The organism is Vibrio sp. ArtGut-C1 (assembly GCF_002105475.1).
Lineage (GTDB): Bacteria > Pseudomonadota > Gammaproteobacteria > Enterobacterales > Vibrionaceae > Vibrio > Vibrio diabolicus.
In genome coordinates this window covers 187,829-204,966 of sequence record NZ_NCTH01000005.1, presented here as the reverse complement: position 1 = coordinate 204,966, position 17,138 = coordinate 187,829, and the positions used below count along the sequence as shown (strand labels likewise).

The following is a 17,138-nucleotide window of genomic DNA, read 5'->3' as shown; positions in this document are numbered from 1 at the left end:
AATGAAACTGCCGATTTATCTTGATTATTCCGCTACATGTCCAGTTGATCCACGTGTTGCTGAAAAAATGGTTCAGTACATGACAATGGATGGCACATTTGGCAACCCAGCGTCGCGTTCGCACCGTTACGGCTGGCAGGCAGAAGAAGCGGTCGATACTGCTCGTGAGCAAATTGCTGACCTTCTAAATGCAGATCCTCGCGAAATCGTATTTACATCTGGTGCGACAGAATCAGACAACCTTGCTATTAAAGGTGCAGCGCACTTTTACTCGAAGAAAGGCAAGCACGTAATCACTTGTAAAACAGAGCACAAAGCCGTTCTTGACCCATGTCGTCAACTTGAGCGTGAAGGCTTTGAAGTGACTTACCTTGAGCCAGAATCAAATGGCTTGATCGATCTAGAGAAGCTTAAAGCGGCAATGCGTGATGACACAGTGCTTGTGTCTATTATGCACGTAAACAACGAGATTGGTGTGGTTCAAGACATTACTGCGATCGGCGAATTGTGTCGTGAACGTAAAATCGTTTTCCACGTGGATGCAGCGCAATCTGCAGGTAAATTACCAATCGACGTTCAAGAGATGAAAGTTGACCTAATTTCGCTTTCTGCTCACAAAGTTTATGGCCCTAAAGGCATCGGTGCACTTTACGTTCGTCGTAAGCCTCGTATTCGTCTTGAAGCGCAAATGCACGGTGGCGGCCATGAGCGTGGTTTCCGCTCTGGTACACTTCCTACCCACCAAATCGTTGGTATGGGTGAAGCATTCCGCATTGCAAAAGAAGACATGCAAAAAGATTACGATCACGCTTTAGCGCTTCGTAACCGTCTTTTTGATGGCGTGAAAGACTTAGAAGCAGTGACGGTAAACGGTGACCTTGAGCAACGTGTACCACACAACCTAAACATCAGCTTCGCATTCGTAGAAGGTGAATCACTACTAATGTCGCTTAAAGATCTAGCGGTATCTTCTGGTAGTGCTTGTACGTCTGCAAGTCTTGAGCCTTCTTACGTTCTTCGTGCCCTAGGCATGGATGATGAATTGGCTCACAGCTCGGTTCGTTTCTCGTTTGGTCGTTTCACGACTGAAGAAGAAATTGATTACGCAATTGAACAAATCCGCGTTGCAGTGACTAAGCTACGCGACATGTCTCCTCTATGGGATATGTACAAAGAAGGGATTGATTTGAGCACTGTTGAATGGGCTCACCATTAATCTCAGGGATTGAAATAGAGGATTCGAGGTAATTTATCATGGCATACAGCGAAAAAGTAATTGATCACTACGAGAACCCACGTAACGTTGGTTCATTCGATAAAGAAGACCCATCAGTAGGTAGCGGCATGGTTGGCGCTCCAGCTTGTGGTGACGTAATGAAGCTTCAAATCAAAGTGACACCTGAAGGTATCATCGAAGATGCGAAGTTCAAAACATACGGTTGTGGTAGTGCAATCGCATCAAGCTCACTAGTAACTGAGTGGGTAAAAGGCAAGTCAGTTGATGAAGCAGCAGCAATTAAAAACTCTGAAATTGCTGAAGAGCTAGAGCTTCCACCAGTGAAAGTTCACTGTTCAATTCTTGCTGAAGATGCAATCAAAGCAGCGGTTGCAGACTACAAGAAAAAACACCAAGAATAATTATTCCGTAATATAATGGGAGCTTTGACGCTCCCATTCCAATCGAAATTTAGACAGACTAAGGTGCAGTATGGCCATCACAATGACAGAATCAGCGGCAAGTCGCGTAAGAGCATTCCTAGATAACCGAGGCAAAGGTATCGGTTTACGTCTTGGAGTGAAGACGACTGGTTGTTCAGGCATGGCATATGTACTTGAGTTTGTTGATGAGCTTAACGAAGAAGATGAAGTTTTTGAACTCTCTGGAGTGAAAATCATCATCGACAAAAAAAGCTTAGTGTACCTAGACGGTACCGAATTGGATTACGTGAAAGAAGGGTTGAATGAAGGTTTTGAATTCAACAACCCTAACGCGAAAAGTGAATGTGGTTGTGGTGAAAGCTTCAACGTCTAATTGATTGTCCTTCTGGGCAAGCGAGTCCGGAAGGCTTTACTAGGACCCGAACTTAATGAATCACTTTGAATTATTTGGGCTACCAAGTCAGTTTAAGCTGGATGGTAGCCTTCTTTCTTCTCAGTTCCGAGAACTACAAAAACGCTTCCACCCGGATAACTTTGCAACGGGATCTGAACGTGACCGTTTGATGGCGGTGCAAAAGGCAGCGCAAATCAACGATGCCTATCAAGTTCTGAAAAATCCTATCTCCCGTGCCGAGTACATCCTCGCAGAGCAGGGAGTTGAGGTCCGAGGTGAACAGCAGACAATGCAAGATCCAATGTTCTTAATGGAGCAAATGGAGCTGCGCGAAGAACTGGAAGAAATTGCTGACAGCACCGATCCTGAATCGGCTCTTTTTGACTTCGATTCTAAGGTCAGCAAAATGTACAAACAGCATCTGGCAAGCGTCGAGCAAGAGCTTGATGATGGTCTTTGGGCTGAAGCCGCAGACCGAGTTCGTAAGCTAAAATTCATTGCCAAACTAAAGAACGAAATTGAACTAGTCGAAGACAAACTCCTCGGCTAGTTAGCGTGACAAGGACCTATCATGGCACTACTTCAAATCGCAGAACCGGGCCAAAGCTCGGCACCTCATGAGCATAAGTTAGCAGCGGGTATCGACTTAGGTACTACCAACTCTTTGGTTGCTTCTGTACGTAGCGGCGATGCAACTCCACTTGCGGACGAGCAGGGCCGTACTATTTTACCTTCAGTCGTTAATTACACTGAGGAAACGTTAACGGTTGGCCACGAAGCCAAAGCCAAAGCAGAGCTTGAACCAGAGAACACTATTATCTCTGTAAAACGTTTGATCGGTCGTTCATTAAAGGACATTCAGTCCCGTTACTCTTCACTTCCTTATCGTTTTAGAGAGAGTGAAAATGGTCTTCCAATCCTGCAAACGCCTCAAGGTGACAAAAACCCGATTGAAGTATCTGCGGACATTCTAAAAGCGCTAGGTAAGCGAGCAGAAGAAACGTTAGGTGGTGAGTTAGCGGGTGTTGTGATCACTGTTCCTGCTTACTTTGATGATGCTCAGCGTGCAGGTACGAAAGACGCCGCGAAATTAGCAGGTCTTCATGTGCTGCGTCTGCTTAACGAACCAACCGCCGCGGCAATTGCTTATGGCCTAGACTCAGGCCAAGAAGGGGTGATTGCGGTTTACGATCTAGGTGGCGGTACTTTTGATATCTCTATCCTACGTTTATCGAAAGGCGTATTTGAAGTATTAGCAACAGGTGGCGATTCTGCGTTAGGCGGTGATGACTTTGACCATCTGTTAGCGGATTACCTAATGGAGCAAGCGGGTCTCGAAGCCCCACTTTCTGCTGAAAAAAACCGTACGCTACTGAACATTGCTACTGCGACTAAGATTGCTTTCTCTGAGCAAGACAGCGTTGATGTTGATGTGTTTGGCTGGAAGGGCACCGTTACTCGTGAGCAGTTCGAAGATCTGATTCGCCCACTAGTGAAGAAAACACTAATGTCTTGTCGTCGTGCATTAAAAGATGCTGATGTTGATGCAGAGAAAGTACTCGAAGTTGTCATGGTTGGTGGTTCAACACGCACATTGCTGGTTCGTGAAATGGTAGGCGAGTTTTTTGGCCGCACACCGCTAACAAGCATTAATCCTGATGAAGTTGTCGCAATCGGCGCGGGTATCCAAGCCGACATTCTAGCGGGTAACAAGCCTGATTCAGAAATGTTACTTCTTGACGTGATCCCACTGTCGCTTGGTATTGAAACCATGGGTGGTTTGGTTGAGAAGATCATCCCTCGCAATACCACGATTCCTGTTGCGCGTGCGCAAGAATTTACCACATTCAAAGATGGCCAAACGGCCATGAGTGTTCATGTGGTACAAGGTGAACGTGAAATGGTTGATGATTGTCGTTCACTGGCTCGTTTCTCATTGAAAGGCATTCCACCGATGGCGGCGGGTGCAGCACATATTCGTGTGACTTACCAAGTTGACGCTGACGGTCTTCTTTCTGTTACGGCAATGGAAAAGAGCACCGGTGTTCAGTCAGAGATTCAAGTAAAACCTTCTTACGGGTTAAGCGATAATGAAGTGGCGGATATGCTGCGTGATTCAATGACTCACGCTAAAGAAGACATGCAAGCTCGTGCGCTAGCTGAGCAGCGTGTTGAGGCCGACCGTGTGATAGAAGGCTTGATTGCAGCCATGCAAGCTGATGGTGACGAACTACTATCAGAACAAGAGAAACAAGACCTGATAAAAGCCATCGAAGCCTTGATTGAGCTGCGTAATGGTGATGATGCAGATGCGATTGAGCAAGGCATTAAAGATACCGATAAAGCGAGCCAAGATTTCGCATCGCGCCGTATGGATAAATCGATTCGAGCTGCGCTGTCAGGTCAATCAGTAGACGATATATAAGAGATAAGTAGTTATGCCTAAGATTATTGTATTACCACACGACGATTTGTGCCCAGAAGGCGCAGTGTTGGAAGCAAACACTGGTGAAACCGTTCTGGACGTAGCGCTAAAAAATGGTATCGGTATTGAACATGCGTGTGAAAAATCATGTGCTTGTACCACCTGCCACGTGATCATCCGTGAAGGTTTTGATTCGCTAGAAGAAAGTGAAGAGCTGGAAGACGACATGCTGGATAAAGCGTGGGGTCTAGAGCCTGAATCACGTCTAGGGTGTCAGGCGAAAATTGCTGATGAAGACTTAGTGGTAGAAATTCCTAAGTACACGCTAAACCACGCTTCAGAAGATCACTAAACTATCTTCCCAATATAGGGAAGAAGCAAAAGGAAGATGGGCAATGAAATGGACAGATTCTCGCGATATCGCGATTGAACTTTGTGACAAGTTTCCAGATGTTGATCCGCAAACGGTGCGTTTTACCGATCTTCATCAATGGATCATGGAGTTAGATGAGTTTGAAGATGACCCAAACCATTGTAACGAAAAGATTCTGGAAGCCGTTATCATGTGCTGGATGGACGAAGCAGACTAAGTCTGTAAAACACAGCCTAGTTAACAATTCTTACTAAAAAAAGCGGACCTTTAGGTCCGTTTTTTTATCCAATTGACATTTTTGCCCTACATAATGCTAACATCCGTGAGTTATTAAAAAGAAGCAGCGTAGGCAACGCTGCTATAAGACAAGGAGAAACCATGTCTACACAGATGTCTGTATTTTTAAGTCAAGAGTCGGCAGCACCACATTGGGGTGAAAAAGCACTGCTTTCATTCGCTGAAAACGGCGCAACCATTCATTTAGGTGAAGGTCACGATCTTGGTGCAATTCAACGTGCAGCTCGTCAGCTAGATGGCCAAGGAATTCGTTCTATTTTTCTTTCCGGTGATAACTGGGATTTAGAGAGCGTTTGGGCTTTCCACCAAGGTTACCGTAACCCAAAAAAACATGGCTCAGTTGAGTGGTCTGCATTGTCTGAAGAAGATCAAGCAGAGCTTCAAGCGCGTATTACTGCGACTGATTTTACCCGCGATATCATCAATAAAACCGCAGAAGAAGTTGCCCCTCGTCAGCTAGCGACAATGGCCGCTGAATTCATCAAATCTGTTGCGCCTAAAGGCACAGTGACAGCTCGTATCGTCAAAGACAAAGACTTGTTGGCAGAAGGTTGGGAAGGCATTTACGCAGTAGGCCGTGGTTCGGAGCGTACTTCTGCGATGCTCCAGTTAGACTACAACCCGACAGGTGACGAGAACGCACCAATATTCGCGTGTCTTGTCGGTAAAGGTATCACCTTTGATTCGGGTGGTTACAGCTTGAAGCCTTCTAACTTCATGAGCGCAATGAAAGCAGACATGGGTGGCTCAGGCACCATCACCGGTGGTCTTGCACTGGCGATTCTTCGTGGTTTGAACAAGCGTGTAAAACTGATCCTTTGTTGTGCAGAGAACATGGTTTCTGGTCGCGCACTCAAGCTTGGCGACATCATCACCTACAAAAACGGTAAAACCGTTGAAATCATGAACACCGATGCAGAAGGTCGTTTAGTGCTTGCTGATGGCCTTATCTACGCCAGTGAACAAAAACCTGAGTTAATCATTGATTGTGCAACACTAACAGGTGCGGCGAAGAATGCTTTGGGTAATGATTACCACGCACTAATGAGTTTCGATGACGAGTTATCGCATCAAGCGCTCACTGCGGCAAACCAAGAAAAAGAAGGTTTATGGCCGCTACCACTTGCTGACTTCCACCGTGGAATGCTGCCGTCAAACTTTGCTGACCTATCGAATATCAGTTCTGGCGACTACTCTCCGGGTGCAAGCACAGCAGCAGCATTCTTGTCTTACTTCGTAGAAGACTACAAAAAAGGCTGGTTGCACTTCGACTGTGCGGGTACATACCGTAAAGCCGCGTCTGATAAATGGGCTGCGGGAGCTACGGGTATGGGCGTTCGTACACTTGCTCGTTTCCTCAATGAGCAAGCTGGTAAATAAGATTGATTGCAGCACTCCTTGTTTGAGTGCTGCTCTTACCCAGTAAGTCACTTTAAAAACACAACTATTATTACAAGTACAGAAAGGAAATTTTATGGCTCTAGAAAGAACATTTTCAATCATTAAGCCGGATGCGGTAGAGCGAAACCTAATTGGTGAAATCTATAACCGTATTGAAAAGGCTGGCCTACGTATTGTCGCTGCTAAAATGGTTCACCTGACTGAAGATCAGGCAAGCGGTTTTTATGCAGAGCATGAAGGCAAAGAGTTTTTCCCTCCACTAAAAGAGTTCATGACATCTGGTCCTATTATGGTTCAGGTACTGGAAGGTGAAAATGCGATTGCACGTTACCGTGAACTGATGGGTAAAACTAACCCAGAGGAAGCGGCATGCGGTACGCTTCGTGCCGATTACGCACTTAGCATGCGTCACAATTCAGTTCATGGTTCCGATAGCCCTGAATCTGCAGCGCGTGAAATTGAGTTTTTCTTCCCTGAGTCAGAGGTTTTCTCTCGCTAATTAGGCGTGATACTTCACTTGTTAGTGATGCTCTGATACAGAAAAGCCTCGGAACTTTCCGAGGCTTTTTCATTTCATATACCTAAGTTGAGTGGCAATGTTGACTGCATAAGTGATCTCTTACACGCTAACTAGTCTGACTATATAATGGGCTTTAAAGCCCAGTAACGTGAGTTATTTTTAGTCTTTTCCCTTTACGATTTCTACGCTTTTACTTTTGATAGTGTAATAGCCACTTAATAGCGTAAGGGGTGCTTAAAATTTAATCATTTTGAATTTAATGCCTTAGCAAACTCAGGGTTTTACACCCCTTGTTGTGGCTGCATAAAGGCTGTACAATTCGCGCCCTTATTCTTGTTTCAGTCATTGAGAGGCAACATGACCACTGAAAAAATCAATCTACTCGACTTTGATCGCAAAGGCATGCGTCAGTTTTTCGCAGAAGAACTCGGCGAGAAAGCGTTTCGTGCCGATCAGGTTATGAAGTGGATCTACCATTTCGGTGTAGATGACTTCGAAAAAATGACAAACATTAACAAGAAGCTGCGCGAAAAGCTTTTACACAAGTGCGAAATCAAGGCACCAACAGTCGCAGAAGCTCAGCACTCTTCTGATGGTACAATCAAGTGGGCGATGAACGTTGGTGATCAGGATGTGGAAACGGTTTACATTCCAGAAGATGATCGTGCAACGCTTTGTGTGTCTTCTCAAGTAGGTTGTGCGTTGGAATGTAAGTTCTGCTCAACAGCACAGCAGGGCTTTAACCGTAACTTGAAAGTTTCAGAGATCATCGGTCAGGTGTGGCGCGCTGCACGTGAAATTGGTCTTGAGAAAGAAACAGGTCGCCGCCCAATTACTAACGTCGTGATGATGGGGATGGGTGAACCGCTTCTAAACATGAAGAACTTGATCCCGGCATTAGAACTAATGCTGGACGATCTTGGCTTTGGTTTGTCAAAACGTCGTGTGACTGTATCTACATCAGGTGTGGTTTCTGGTCTTGATCAGATGACAGGCAAAATCGATGTCGCGTTGGCAATTTCCCTTCATGCGCCAAACGATAAGTTGCGTAGTGAAATCATGCCAATTAACGATCGTTGGGATATTCAAGATTTCCTAGCATCAGTTCGTCGTTACATCGCTTCATCGAATGCAAACCGCGGTAAGGTAACGGTTGAGTACGTACTTCTTGATCATGTGAATGATGACATGGACCATGCTCGTGAACTGGCTGAGCTGATGAAAGACACACCATGTAAGATTAACTTGATTCCGTTTAACCCGTATCCTGGTTCACCTTACAAGAAACCAAGTAACTCACGTATCGATCGCTTCCAAAAAACATTGATGCAATATGAGCATACAGTAACGGTTCGTAAGACTCGTGGCGATGACATTGATGCAGCGTGTGGTCAGTTAGTCGGTGATGTGATTGACCGAACTAAACGTACTGCAATGTTAAAAGCGTCGCGCGGTGCTGATACCATTGAAGTAAAAGCGGTATAAACGACCGGAATTCAAAAATAGCCAGAGCCATTTGCTCTGGCTATTTTGTTTATCGATAAGAGCATTTCTGCCAAGATTTATGACGACAACTCTCCAACTCGAGGTTATTTGGGTATAATTTCGAATTCCTTTGTCAAAGTTTGGACAAAAGCTTGAGCTATCTGTTAGTTTGAGTGTAAAGAGTTTTTGTCTTCGTTACACATTCGCTTATCATGATATGTGACATTAACGATGACACCGATAATTCTCAGCATTTTCTCACATACGCTTTGCTGATTTTTGCAAAACGGGTATTCACACTCAAATCGCTGAGAGTTTCTTAAAATTATTATTTTGGTTAACGCGTTTAGGCTAGCTATCTTTTAAAGAGGCTTAAGAACAATAACGAAAATACATAACCACGTTAGCCACTAAAACAGATTAAATACCACCATTATGACAGAACACGAAAATACGAATGAAGTGCCACTTTCTATTGAAGCTGGCACATTACTGAAAAACAAACGCGAATCTCTTGGGATGAGTCAAAAGCAAGTTGCTGATCGCCTGAGGCTTCGCGTTTCTGTTATTGAAGATATTGAAAATAACCGATTTGAGTCTCAACAAGTTGCGACATTTACGCGTGGTTACTTGCGTTCTTACGCGAAGTTCGTGGGCCTTGATGAGAAGATGGTTTTGACTGCGTTAGAGCAGACAGCAGATGTACAGCCACAAGAGCAAGAAATTGAAATGCAGAGCTTCTCTCGCAAAACAAAAGATGAGAAGCACAATAGCCGTATTATGCTTCTGACTTGGGTTATCGGGTTGGTCATTATTGGTATTTCTGCAGCTTGGTGGTGGCAAAACCAGCAAGAGAATAGCCTAACGAAGGAAGTTACTGATTCAAGTGTTGAAGCGCCGAAGCCCACAGCGCAAGAGTTAGCTGATATCGATTTAATGACGGCTGAGGAGTTAATCGCAAGTACTCCTGAAGACGTTGTTTCAACAAGTAATGATGTTGTTGAAACGAGTGAAGTACCAGTCGAGCAGGGTAGCGATCCTCTGCTTGCTGAAACTGAAAATACAACAAGCGTAGATTCTGAAGAACCTGTTGCCGTGATTGAAACTGCGGAAGAGGAACAGCCTGCGCCAGTCGTACCTGAAGGCATGACACTTCTTACTATGAAGTTTAAAGCGGACTGTTGGATTCAAGTAAAAGACACCAATGGTAAAACGCTGGTAAGTGGTACTCATAAACCAGGACAAGATGTAGAACTTACCGGAAAAGCGCCGTTTAAAGTGATATTAGGCGCACCGGAAGGGGTTACAATGACATTTGCAAGTGAACCTGTCGACCTTTCTGGGTATACTTCAGGCAAAGTAGCTAGATTCACTCTACCGTTATAAAAAATTATGCAACACGAATCTCCAATTATTCGTCGTAAATCGACGCGTATTTATGTGGGTGATGTGCCAATTGGTGATGGTGCGCCAATTGCCGTACAGTCAATGACTAACACTCGCACGACTGACGTAGAAGCGACAGTCGCTCAAATCCGAGCACTAGAAAAAGTCGGTGCAGATATCGTTCGAGTTTCTGTACCTACCATGGACGCAGCAGAAGCTTTCAAACTGATTAAACAGCAAGTTTCTGTACCATTAGTGGCTGATATTCATTTCGACTATCGTATCGCGCTGAAAGTGGCGGAGTACGGTGTTGACTGTTTACGTATCAACCCAGGTAACATCGGCAATGAAGAGCGCATTCGCGCTGTTGTTGACTGTGCTCGCGATAAAAACATCCCAATCCGTATTGGTGTCAACGGTGGATCTTTGGAAAAAGATTTACAGATGAAATACGGTGAACCAACGCCAGAAGCTTTGGTTGAATCGGCGATGCGTCACGTAGATCATCTCGATCGTCTTAACTTTGACCAATTTAAAGTTAGCGTGAAAGCTTCAGACGTCTTCCTTGCGGTGGATTCATACCGTCTGCTAGCGAAGAAAATCGATCAGCCTCTTCACTTGGGTATTACAGAAGCGGGTGGTGCTCGTGCTGGTGCTGTTAAGTCATCTGTTGGCTTAGGTATGCTGTTATCTGAAGGGATCGGTGATACGTTGCGTATCTCTTTGGCTGCCGATCCAGTTGAAGAAATCAAAGTCGGTTTCGACATTCTTAAATCTCTGCGTATTCGCTCTCGAGGCATCAACTTTATTGCTTGCCCAAGTTGCTCGCGCCAAGAATTTGATGTGATTGGCACAGTGAACGCACTTGAGCAGCGTTTAGAAGACATCATCACGCCAATGGATGTGTCTATCATCGGTTGTGTGGTAAACGGCCCTGGTGAAGCAGAAGTTTCTCACTTAGGTCTAGCAGGTAGTAACAAGAAGAGCGCATTCTACGAAGATGGTAAACGCCAGAAAGAACGCTTTGATAACGATGACCTTGTGAATCAGCTAGAAGCTAAGATCCGTGCGAAAGCAGCCATGATGAATGGCGAAAACCGCATCGAAGTTAAAGTACAAGATTAATCTCAACGAGAATTACGGTAAGTATTGTGGCAAAAACAATTCAAGCAATTCGAGGCATGAACGATTGCCTCCCAACTCAGTCTCCACTGTGGCAGAAACTAGAAAACACAGTGAAAAATGTAATTAGCGCATACGGTTATAACGAAGTGCGCATGCCAATCGTTGAAGAAACAAACCTATTCAGCCGCGCTGTTGGTGAAGAGACAGACGTCGTTTCAAAAGAAATGTACACCTTTGATGATCGTAACGGAGACAGCCTAACACTTCGCCCTGAAGGTACGGCGGGTTGTGTACGTTCATGTATTCAAAACAGCCTGATCAACCGTGACGAACAGCGTCTGTGGTACATGGGGCCTATGTTCCGCCATGAACGTCCGCAGAAAGGTCGTTACCGTCAATTCCATCAGTGTGGTGTTGAGGTGTTTGGTCTAAATGGTCCAGATGTTGATGCAGAGCTTATCATGATGACGGCGCGCTTATGGCGTGAACTGGGTATCAATGAACATGTTCGTCTTGAGCTTAACTCTATCGGTTCTCAAGAAGATCGCGCAGACTACCGTACTGCACTGGTTGCGTTCCTTGAGCAACATATTGATGTGCTAGACGAAGATTGTAAGCGTCGCATGCACACGAACCCACTGCGTGTTCTGGATACGAAGAACCCTGACGTTCAAGCTATTTTAGGTGATGCACCTCGCCTTTCAGATTACTTAGGTGAAGAATCTAAAGCACACTTCGCAGGTCTATGTGAACTTTTAGACGCCGCAGGTATCGAATACACAGTTAACGAACGTCTAGTTCGTGGTCTGGATTACTACAACCGCACGGTATTTGAATGGATCACTGAAAGCCTAGGTGCTCAAGGCACAGTATGTGGCGGTGGTCGTTACGATGGCCTTGTAGAGCAATTAGGTGGTAAACCAACACCAGCCGTTGGCTTTGCAATGGGCCTAGAGCGTCTAGTACTGATGCTAGAAACGTTGGAACTGACAGACGTTCGTCGCAGTGTTGACGTGTACGTAGTCACAGCGGGTGAAGGCACCATGATGGCAGGAATGAAGCTAGCAGAGCAGCTTCGTGAGTCTATCCCTGGCGTTCGTGTGATGAATCACTTCGGTGGCGGTAACTTCAAGAAACAGTTTAAACGCGCAGACAAAGTTGGTGCTGTTGTAGCATTAGTTCTGGGTGAAAACGAAGTTGCGGATAATACCGTAGTACTGAAAGATTTGGCCGATGGTGAGCAAGAGACTTACAACCAAGCAGAAGTTGCAGAAAAGATCGCAGCACTGATTTAAGTCTTTTAGTAATCTAACAAAATTACATCCTAGTTCGTAAGCTAAGGCTCCCAAATGTGGAGCCTTTAAACGAAATAGGAACAATGGCAGCTAAGCTGCCATTTACATGTTTTAAGAGGACAGGAAGTGGAACTTTACGATACTGAAGAACAACAAGTTGAAGCCATTAAAGACTGGTGGAAGGAAAACGGCAAAGCCGTCATCATCGGTGCGGTTGTTGGCTTAGGTGGTCTATTTGGCTGGCGTTACTACCAGGATTCTGTGATTCAGGCGAGTGAAGCAGCTTCTCAAAGCTACACGACAGCAATGAATGCTTTGCAAGATAAAGGTACTGATGCTCAAGCTGACGTGAAAGCTTTCATTGAGTCAAATGAAGTAAAAGAATATTCAGTATTGGCTGCGCTACAACTTGCTAAAGCACAAGTTGAAGCTCAAGATCTTTCTGCTGCATTAGAGCAATTGAAGTGGGCGCAAAGCAACACTCAAGATGCTGCGCTGTTACCATTGATTAGTTACCGCATTGCGCGCATTGAAACGGAAATGGGTAACTTTGACGCTGCAACGGCAGAGCTAAGTAACGTCACTGATGCAGCATGGACAGGTCGTATTGCTGAACTTCGTGGCGATATTGCGATTCGCCAAGATGACAAAGATGCCGCATACGCTGCGTATACTGAAGCTCAGCAAGCGGCAGACGCAAGCCCGACACTACAAATGAAATTGGACGATCTGGCGAAATAAGGACCGCATTGGATGAAAAGAGTCTTTAACAACGCCTTGTTAGGGGCGTTAACAATGGGAATTCTTGCCGGTTGTGCTGGTGAGAAAGATACCATTGTAATGGCGCCACTACCTCAGGTAGACAGTGAGTTTACAACCAGTAGTGAGTGGAGTACATCGGTTGGCGATGGTGTTGGTCATTACTTTTCAAAGCTATCCCCTGTATTTGCGAATGATACATTGTTCGTGGCAAGTCGCGATGGCTTAGTAAAAGCGCTGGATCCTGAAAACGGTAAACAACGTTGGCAAACGGACCTAGAAGAAGATGTCATTGCTCGTCTCTCTGGTGGTATCACAGCAGCATACGGAAACCTTTACATTGGCTCTGAGAATGGTGAAGTCATCTCTCTTGACCAAGAAACAGGTGAAATTGCTTGGCGTGTAAAAGTTGGTGGTGAGGTACTGGCGAAGCCAGTTGCAGATTCAGGCCTTATTATCATCAATACGAGCCGAGGCATGTTGATTGCCCTCAATGAGAGTACAGGTGAGCAACGCTGGGCATTGAGTACAGAAGTGCCGAACCTAACTTTACGTGGCGACAGTACTCCGACTGCAATTGGCGGCGGTGTATTTTGGGGAACGGCAAATGGCCGACTCGCAGCTGCTATCGTTGAGCGTGGTCAGCTGATTTGGCAACAGCCTGTTGGTACGCCAAAAGGCGCGACAGAAATTGATCGTTTGGTTGATGTTGATTCATCGCCAATTGTGCTAGGCGGTACTCTTTTCACCATTGGATACAATGGTCAACTTATCGCCATTGATTTGCGTTCAGCGAACCCGATTTGGAAGCGTAATTACTCATCTGCAACAGACATTTCTACAGATGGTAGCCGCATCTTTGTGATAACGGAAAAAGATCATGTTGTTGCCGTTGATTCACGAAGTGGGACTGAGTTGTGGGAAAACAGCTTGCTTGAGCACCGACAACTTACTGCGCCAGTTATTGTCGGCAATTACCTCGTTGTCGGTGACACGCTTGGTTACCTTCACTGGATGGATCGTTCAACGGGCGAATTTGTTGCGCAGCAGTTTATCGATGATAGCGGCTTGGCCGTTGGCCCGACGTTATTGTCGGATGGTTATGTGATTACAACTCGCAACGGCGATGTAAAGAAACTAACCATTAACGAATAATATCGTGATATAATTCACATTCGGCTCCTGGCTGGTGACAGCTAGGAGCCGTTTTGTTGTTTGAATTTATTAACCCTGACGTGGTTATAGGTAAAAAGCTGGTTTGATTTGGCATCGAGCAAGTCGTTACCTATAACTACAGAAGAAAGATTATTGTAGAGGTTGTTATGGTACCTGTTGTAGCTCTTGTAGGGCGTCCGAACGTAGGTAAATCTACACTATTTAACCGATTGACTCGCACTCGTGACGCGTTGGTTGCGGACTTTCCAGGCCTAACGCGAGACCGTAAGTATGGCCAGGCGAGACTTGGTGAAGAGCACGAATTCATTGTGATTGATACCGGCGGTATTGATGGCACAGAAGAAGGCGTGGAAACAAAGATGGCAGAACAGTCATTAGCCGCGATTGATGAGGCTGATGTTGTATTGTTCCTTGTTGACGGTCGTGCTGGTCTGACACCTTCAGATGCAGCAATTGCTGCGCATCTGCGTAAAATTGAAAAGCCAGCGATGCTGGTGGTAAACAAAATAGATGGTATTGATGCCGATGCGGCGTGTGCTGATTTTTGGCAGCTCGGCGTGGATGATATGTACCAGATTGCGGCCGCTCATGGCCGTGGTGTGACCGCTTTGCTTGAGCGTGCTTTATCTCCATTCTTTGATGATCTATTAACAAGTGAATCTGAAGACGGTGAGATTGAAGACCTGACTGGATTCGAAGACGAAGAGCCTCTTGTTGAAGATTACACTGAAGAAGACGCAGAAGCTGAATTCAAGCGCCTTCAAGAGCAGCCGATTAAGTTGGCGATCATCGGTCGTCCTAACGTAGGTAAATCGACACTGACTAACCGTATTCTGGGTGAAGAACGTGTGGTTGTATACGATATGCCTGGTACGACGCGTGATTCTATCTACATCCCGATGGAGCGTGATGGACGCGAATACGTACTAATTGATACCGCAGGTGTTCGTCGCCGTGGTCGTATCAATGAAACGGTTGAAAAGTTCTCTGTTGTTAAGACGCTGAAAGCGGTAGAAGATGCAAACGTCGTTCTACTGGTGATTGATGCACGTGAAAATATTTCAGACCAAGACCTAAGCTTGCTTGGTTTTGCACTGAATGCTGGCCGCTCAATTGTCATCGCCGTTAACAAGTGGGATGGCCTAGACAGTGACGTGAAAGAAAGCGTGAAGAAAGAACTGGACCGCCGTTTAGGATTCGTCGACTTCGCGCGTATCCACTTTATCTCTGCGCTGCACGGTACTGGCGTTGGTCACTTGTTTGAATCTATCCAAGAAGCATATAACTCGGCGACAACGCGTGTGGGTACGTCAGTACTGACGCGTATCATGAAGATGGCAGTGGATGATCACCAGCCGCCAATGGTTCGTGGTCGTCGTATCAAACTCAAATACGCACACGCAGGTGGTTACAATCCACCGATCGTTGTTATCCACGGTAACATGGTTCGTGAATTGCCAGATTCGTATAAACGTTATCTGATGAACTACTTCCGTAAGTCTCTGGAAATTATGGGAACACCGATTCGCATTAACTTCCACAACAGTGATAACCCATACGAGAACCGTACGAATAAGCTTACGCTATCACAAGAGCGTAAACGTAAGCGTATGATGTCGATGGTGAAAAACCGCAATAAATAATGAAATTCGAATACCCAAGTTTCTACTTGGGTATTTTTTTATCAAAAGTAATCGTAAAAATGACTATCACAGCAACAAAGACTCGTTTTTGTCATCAAACATGGCAATTAGAAGCACAAATACAGCTCGTTCAATCTACGGAAGAAGTGACTTACGTTATTACAGATGTCACGCCGTTCCATCCCGTTAGTCACATATGGCCGGATCACCCTGCAGACAAAGGAACGTTGAAGGTGAATGGGGCTGAGCATGAAGTGATAGATTGCCAAGTGGGCGCAGTAGAGCAGAAAAGTGGTGCTCTGTATGTGGGTAGTGACATCCCTGTAAAGCGTGATGCTGAAGGTTGGGTGTTTGTCGTCGTGCATATTTTATCACGCACGGAATCACTTGCAATTAATGACTGGGTGACATTAGCGGTAGATAAAGACTATCAAAATGCTTTGAGCCGAGGCCACACTGCAGGACACTTAGCGTATTTGGCGTTGAATAAAGTGCTAGCGAAAGGCTACTGGCGAAAAGACGCAGACCGCAAAGACCCGCATGGTTATTATGACTTTAATAGCTATGCGCAAGTTACGAGTTATGTCACTCCAGACAAGTGCCTCGATACGTACCGTTTAGGCAAAACACTCCGTAAAAGAGGATTAAACAGTGCAGATATGCTGAATGACCTCCAGGCGATTGCAGAAAAAGTGAATAGCCAACTGGTGGAATGGCTTCGACGAGATGTGATGATCACCATGGAATGCCACGGCGATAGATTAACGGATTCTCGCTATTGGAAGTGCGATTTAGGGGAAGGTCAATTAGCGGTAATCCCTTGTGGTGGAACGCATGCGAGCCATTTAAATGAGTTTGCTTTTATCCAAGTTAAACTCGTTGAGCTCGACGCTCAAACTATCGAAATGCACACCAATGTAAACGCGGCTTTCTGAATAAGATCTTTTTATTAAATTCTGATTTTTTGTTTATTTAAATTAACTTAAGGATTTTTATCCTGTGTTAAATTGAGATGCAGAATATGTAACTTATGCTTTCGGTGTGTGGTTATATAAATATTCTTTTAAGGGGTGATCGCTGATCAAGGAGTAAATATCAGACGATCAGTATAAGATCCTACGTATCAAGTATGGTTAGCGCCTCGTGAAACTTGTTGGGGCGGTGATGAAGATCAACATACTTGTTCGTTATTTTGAGTAG

The 17,138-nt window shown here is 45.3% G+C and carries 17 protein-coding genes; all 17 read left to right on the top strand.

The genetic code is table 11. The features are described from left to right. Position 1 precedes the first annotated feature (1 nt). A complete protein-coding gene (locus tag B7360_RS06695; RefSeq protein ID WP_005391556.1) occupies positions 2-1,216 on the top strand; it encodes an IscS subfamily cysteine desulfurase in 1,215 nt (404 codons plus the stop codon). Between the two features lie 38 nt (positions 1,217-1,254). After that, the gene (gene iscU / locus B7360_RS06690) at positions 1,255-1,638 is read left to right on the top strand and encodes a Fe-S cluster assembly scaffold IscU (RefSeq protein WP_005381718.1); all 384 of its coding nucleotides are present in this window, start codon (positions 1,255-1,257) and stop codon (positions 1,636-1,638) included. A gap of 70 nt (positions 1,639-1,708) precedes the next feature. Beyond that, positions 1,709-2,032, top strand: coding sequence for an iron-sulfur cluster assembly protein IscA (iscA, locus tag B7360_RS06685; protein ID WP_005391554.1), 324 nt, complete (start codon positions 1,709-1,711; stop codon positions 2,030-2,032). Between the two features lie 55 nt (positions 2,033-2,087). Further along, a complete protein-coding gene (hscB, locus tag B7360_RS06680; protein ID WP_085343040.1) occupies positions 2,088-2,603 on the top strand; it encodes a co-chaperone HscB in 516 nt (171 codons plus the stop codon). Between the two features lie 21 nt (positions 2,604-2,624). Then, positions 2,625-4,478: a Fe-S protein assembly chaperone HscA gene (hscA, locus tag B7360_RS06675; protein WP_085343038.1), complete on the top strand. Its 1,854-nt coding sequence runs from the start codon at positions 2,625-2,627 to the stop codon at positions 4,476-4,478. A 13-nt stretch (positions 4,479-4,491) separates the two neighbouring features. Then, positions 4,492-4,830 carry an ISC system 2Fe-2S type ferredoxin gene (fdx, locus tag B7360_RS06670; RefSeq protein WP_005391548.1) on the top strand — a complete coding sequence of 113 codons (339 nt, stop codon included), beginning with the start codon at positions 4,492-4,494 and terminating at the stop codon, positions 4,828-4,830. A gap of 43 nt (positions 4,831-4,873) precedes the next feature. Further along, positions 4,874-5,068 (top strand): Fe-S cluster assembly protein IscX, encoded by a 195-nt coding sequence (iscX, locus tag B7360_RS06665; RefSeq protein ID WP_005391546.1) that lies wholly within the window; start codon positions 4,874-4,876, stop codon positions 5,066-5,068. 161 nt (positions 5,069-5,229) lie between these two features. Continuing rightward, on the top strand, positions 5,230-6,528 hold the full coding sequence (gene pepB / locus B7360_RS06660) for an aminopeptidase PepB (RefSeq protein ID WP_005391544.1): 1,299 nt from the start codon (positions 5,230-5,232) through the stop codon (positions 6,526-6,528). A 94-nt stretch (positions 6,529-6,622) separates the two neighbouring features. Further along, positions 6,623-7,048, top strand: coding sequence for a nucleoside-diphosphate kinase (gene ndk, locus B7360_RS06655; RefSeq protein WP_005391542.1), 426 nt, complete (start codon positions 6,623-6,625; stop codon positions 7,046-7,048). Between the two features lie 378 nt (positions 7,049-7,426). Next, the gene (locus B7360_RS06650; RefSeq protein WP_005391540.1) at positions 7,427-8,554 is read left to right on the top strand and encodes a bifunctional tRNA (adenosine(37)-C2)-methyltransferase TrmG/ribosomal RNA large subunit methyltransferase RlmN; all 1,128 of its coding nucleotides are present in this window, start codon (positions 7,427-7,429) and stop codon (positions 8,552-8,554) included. 435 nt (positions 8,555-8,989) lie between these two features. Continuing rightward, a complete protein-coding gene (rodZ, locus tag B7360_RS06645) occupies positions 8,990-9,940 on the top strand; it encodes a cytoskeleton protein RodZ (RefSeq protein ID WP_074190947.1) in 951 nt (316 codons plus the stop codon). Positions 9,941-9,946: 6 nt separating this feature from the next. Continuing rightward, a complete protein-coding gene (gene ispG / locus B7360_RS06640; RefSeq protein ID WP_005391537.1) occupies positions 9,947-11,065 on the top strand; it encodes a flavodoxin-dependent (E)-4-hydroxy-3-methylbut-2-enyl-diphosphate synthase in 1,119 nt (372 codons plus the stop codon). 26 nt (positions 11,066-11,091) lie between these two features. Then, positions 11,092-12,360 (top strand): histidine--tRNA ligase, encoded by a 1,269-nt coding sequence (hisS, locus tag B7360_RS06635; RefSeq protein ID WP_085343036.1) that lies wholly within the window; start codon positions 11,092-11,094, stop codon positions 12,358-12,360. Between the two features lie 126 nt (positions 12,361-12,486). Further along, entirely contained in the window at positions 12,487-13,101 is a 615-nt protein-coding gene (locus B7360_RS06630; protein ID WP_085343034.1) for a YfgM family protein, read from the top strand. A 12-nt stretch (positions 13,102-13,113) separates the two neighbouring features. Continuing rightward, the gene (gene bamB / locus B7360_RS06625; protein WP_085343032.1) at positions 13,114-14,274 is read left to right on the top strand and encodes an outer membrane protein assembly factor BamB; all 1,161 of its coding nucleotides are present in this window, start codon (positions 13,114-13,116) and stop codon (positions 14,272-14,274) included. Positions 14,275-14,441: 167 nt separating this feature from the next. Then, entirely contained in the window at positions 14,442-15,938 is a 1,497-nt protein-coding gene (gene der, locus B7360_RS06620; protein ID WP_046874335.1) for a ribosome biogenesis GTPase Der, read from the top strand. 59 nt (positions 15,939-15,997) lie between these two features. After that, positions 15,998-16,873 carry a metal-dependent hydrolase gene (locus B7360_RS06615; RefSeq protein ID WP_085343067.1) on the top strand — a complete coding sequence of 292 codons (876 nt, stop codon included), beginning with the start codon at positions 15,998-16,000 and terminating at the stop codon, positions 16,871-16,873. Positions 16,874-17,138 lie beyond the last annotated feature (265 nt).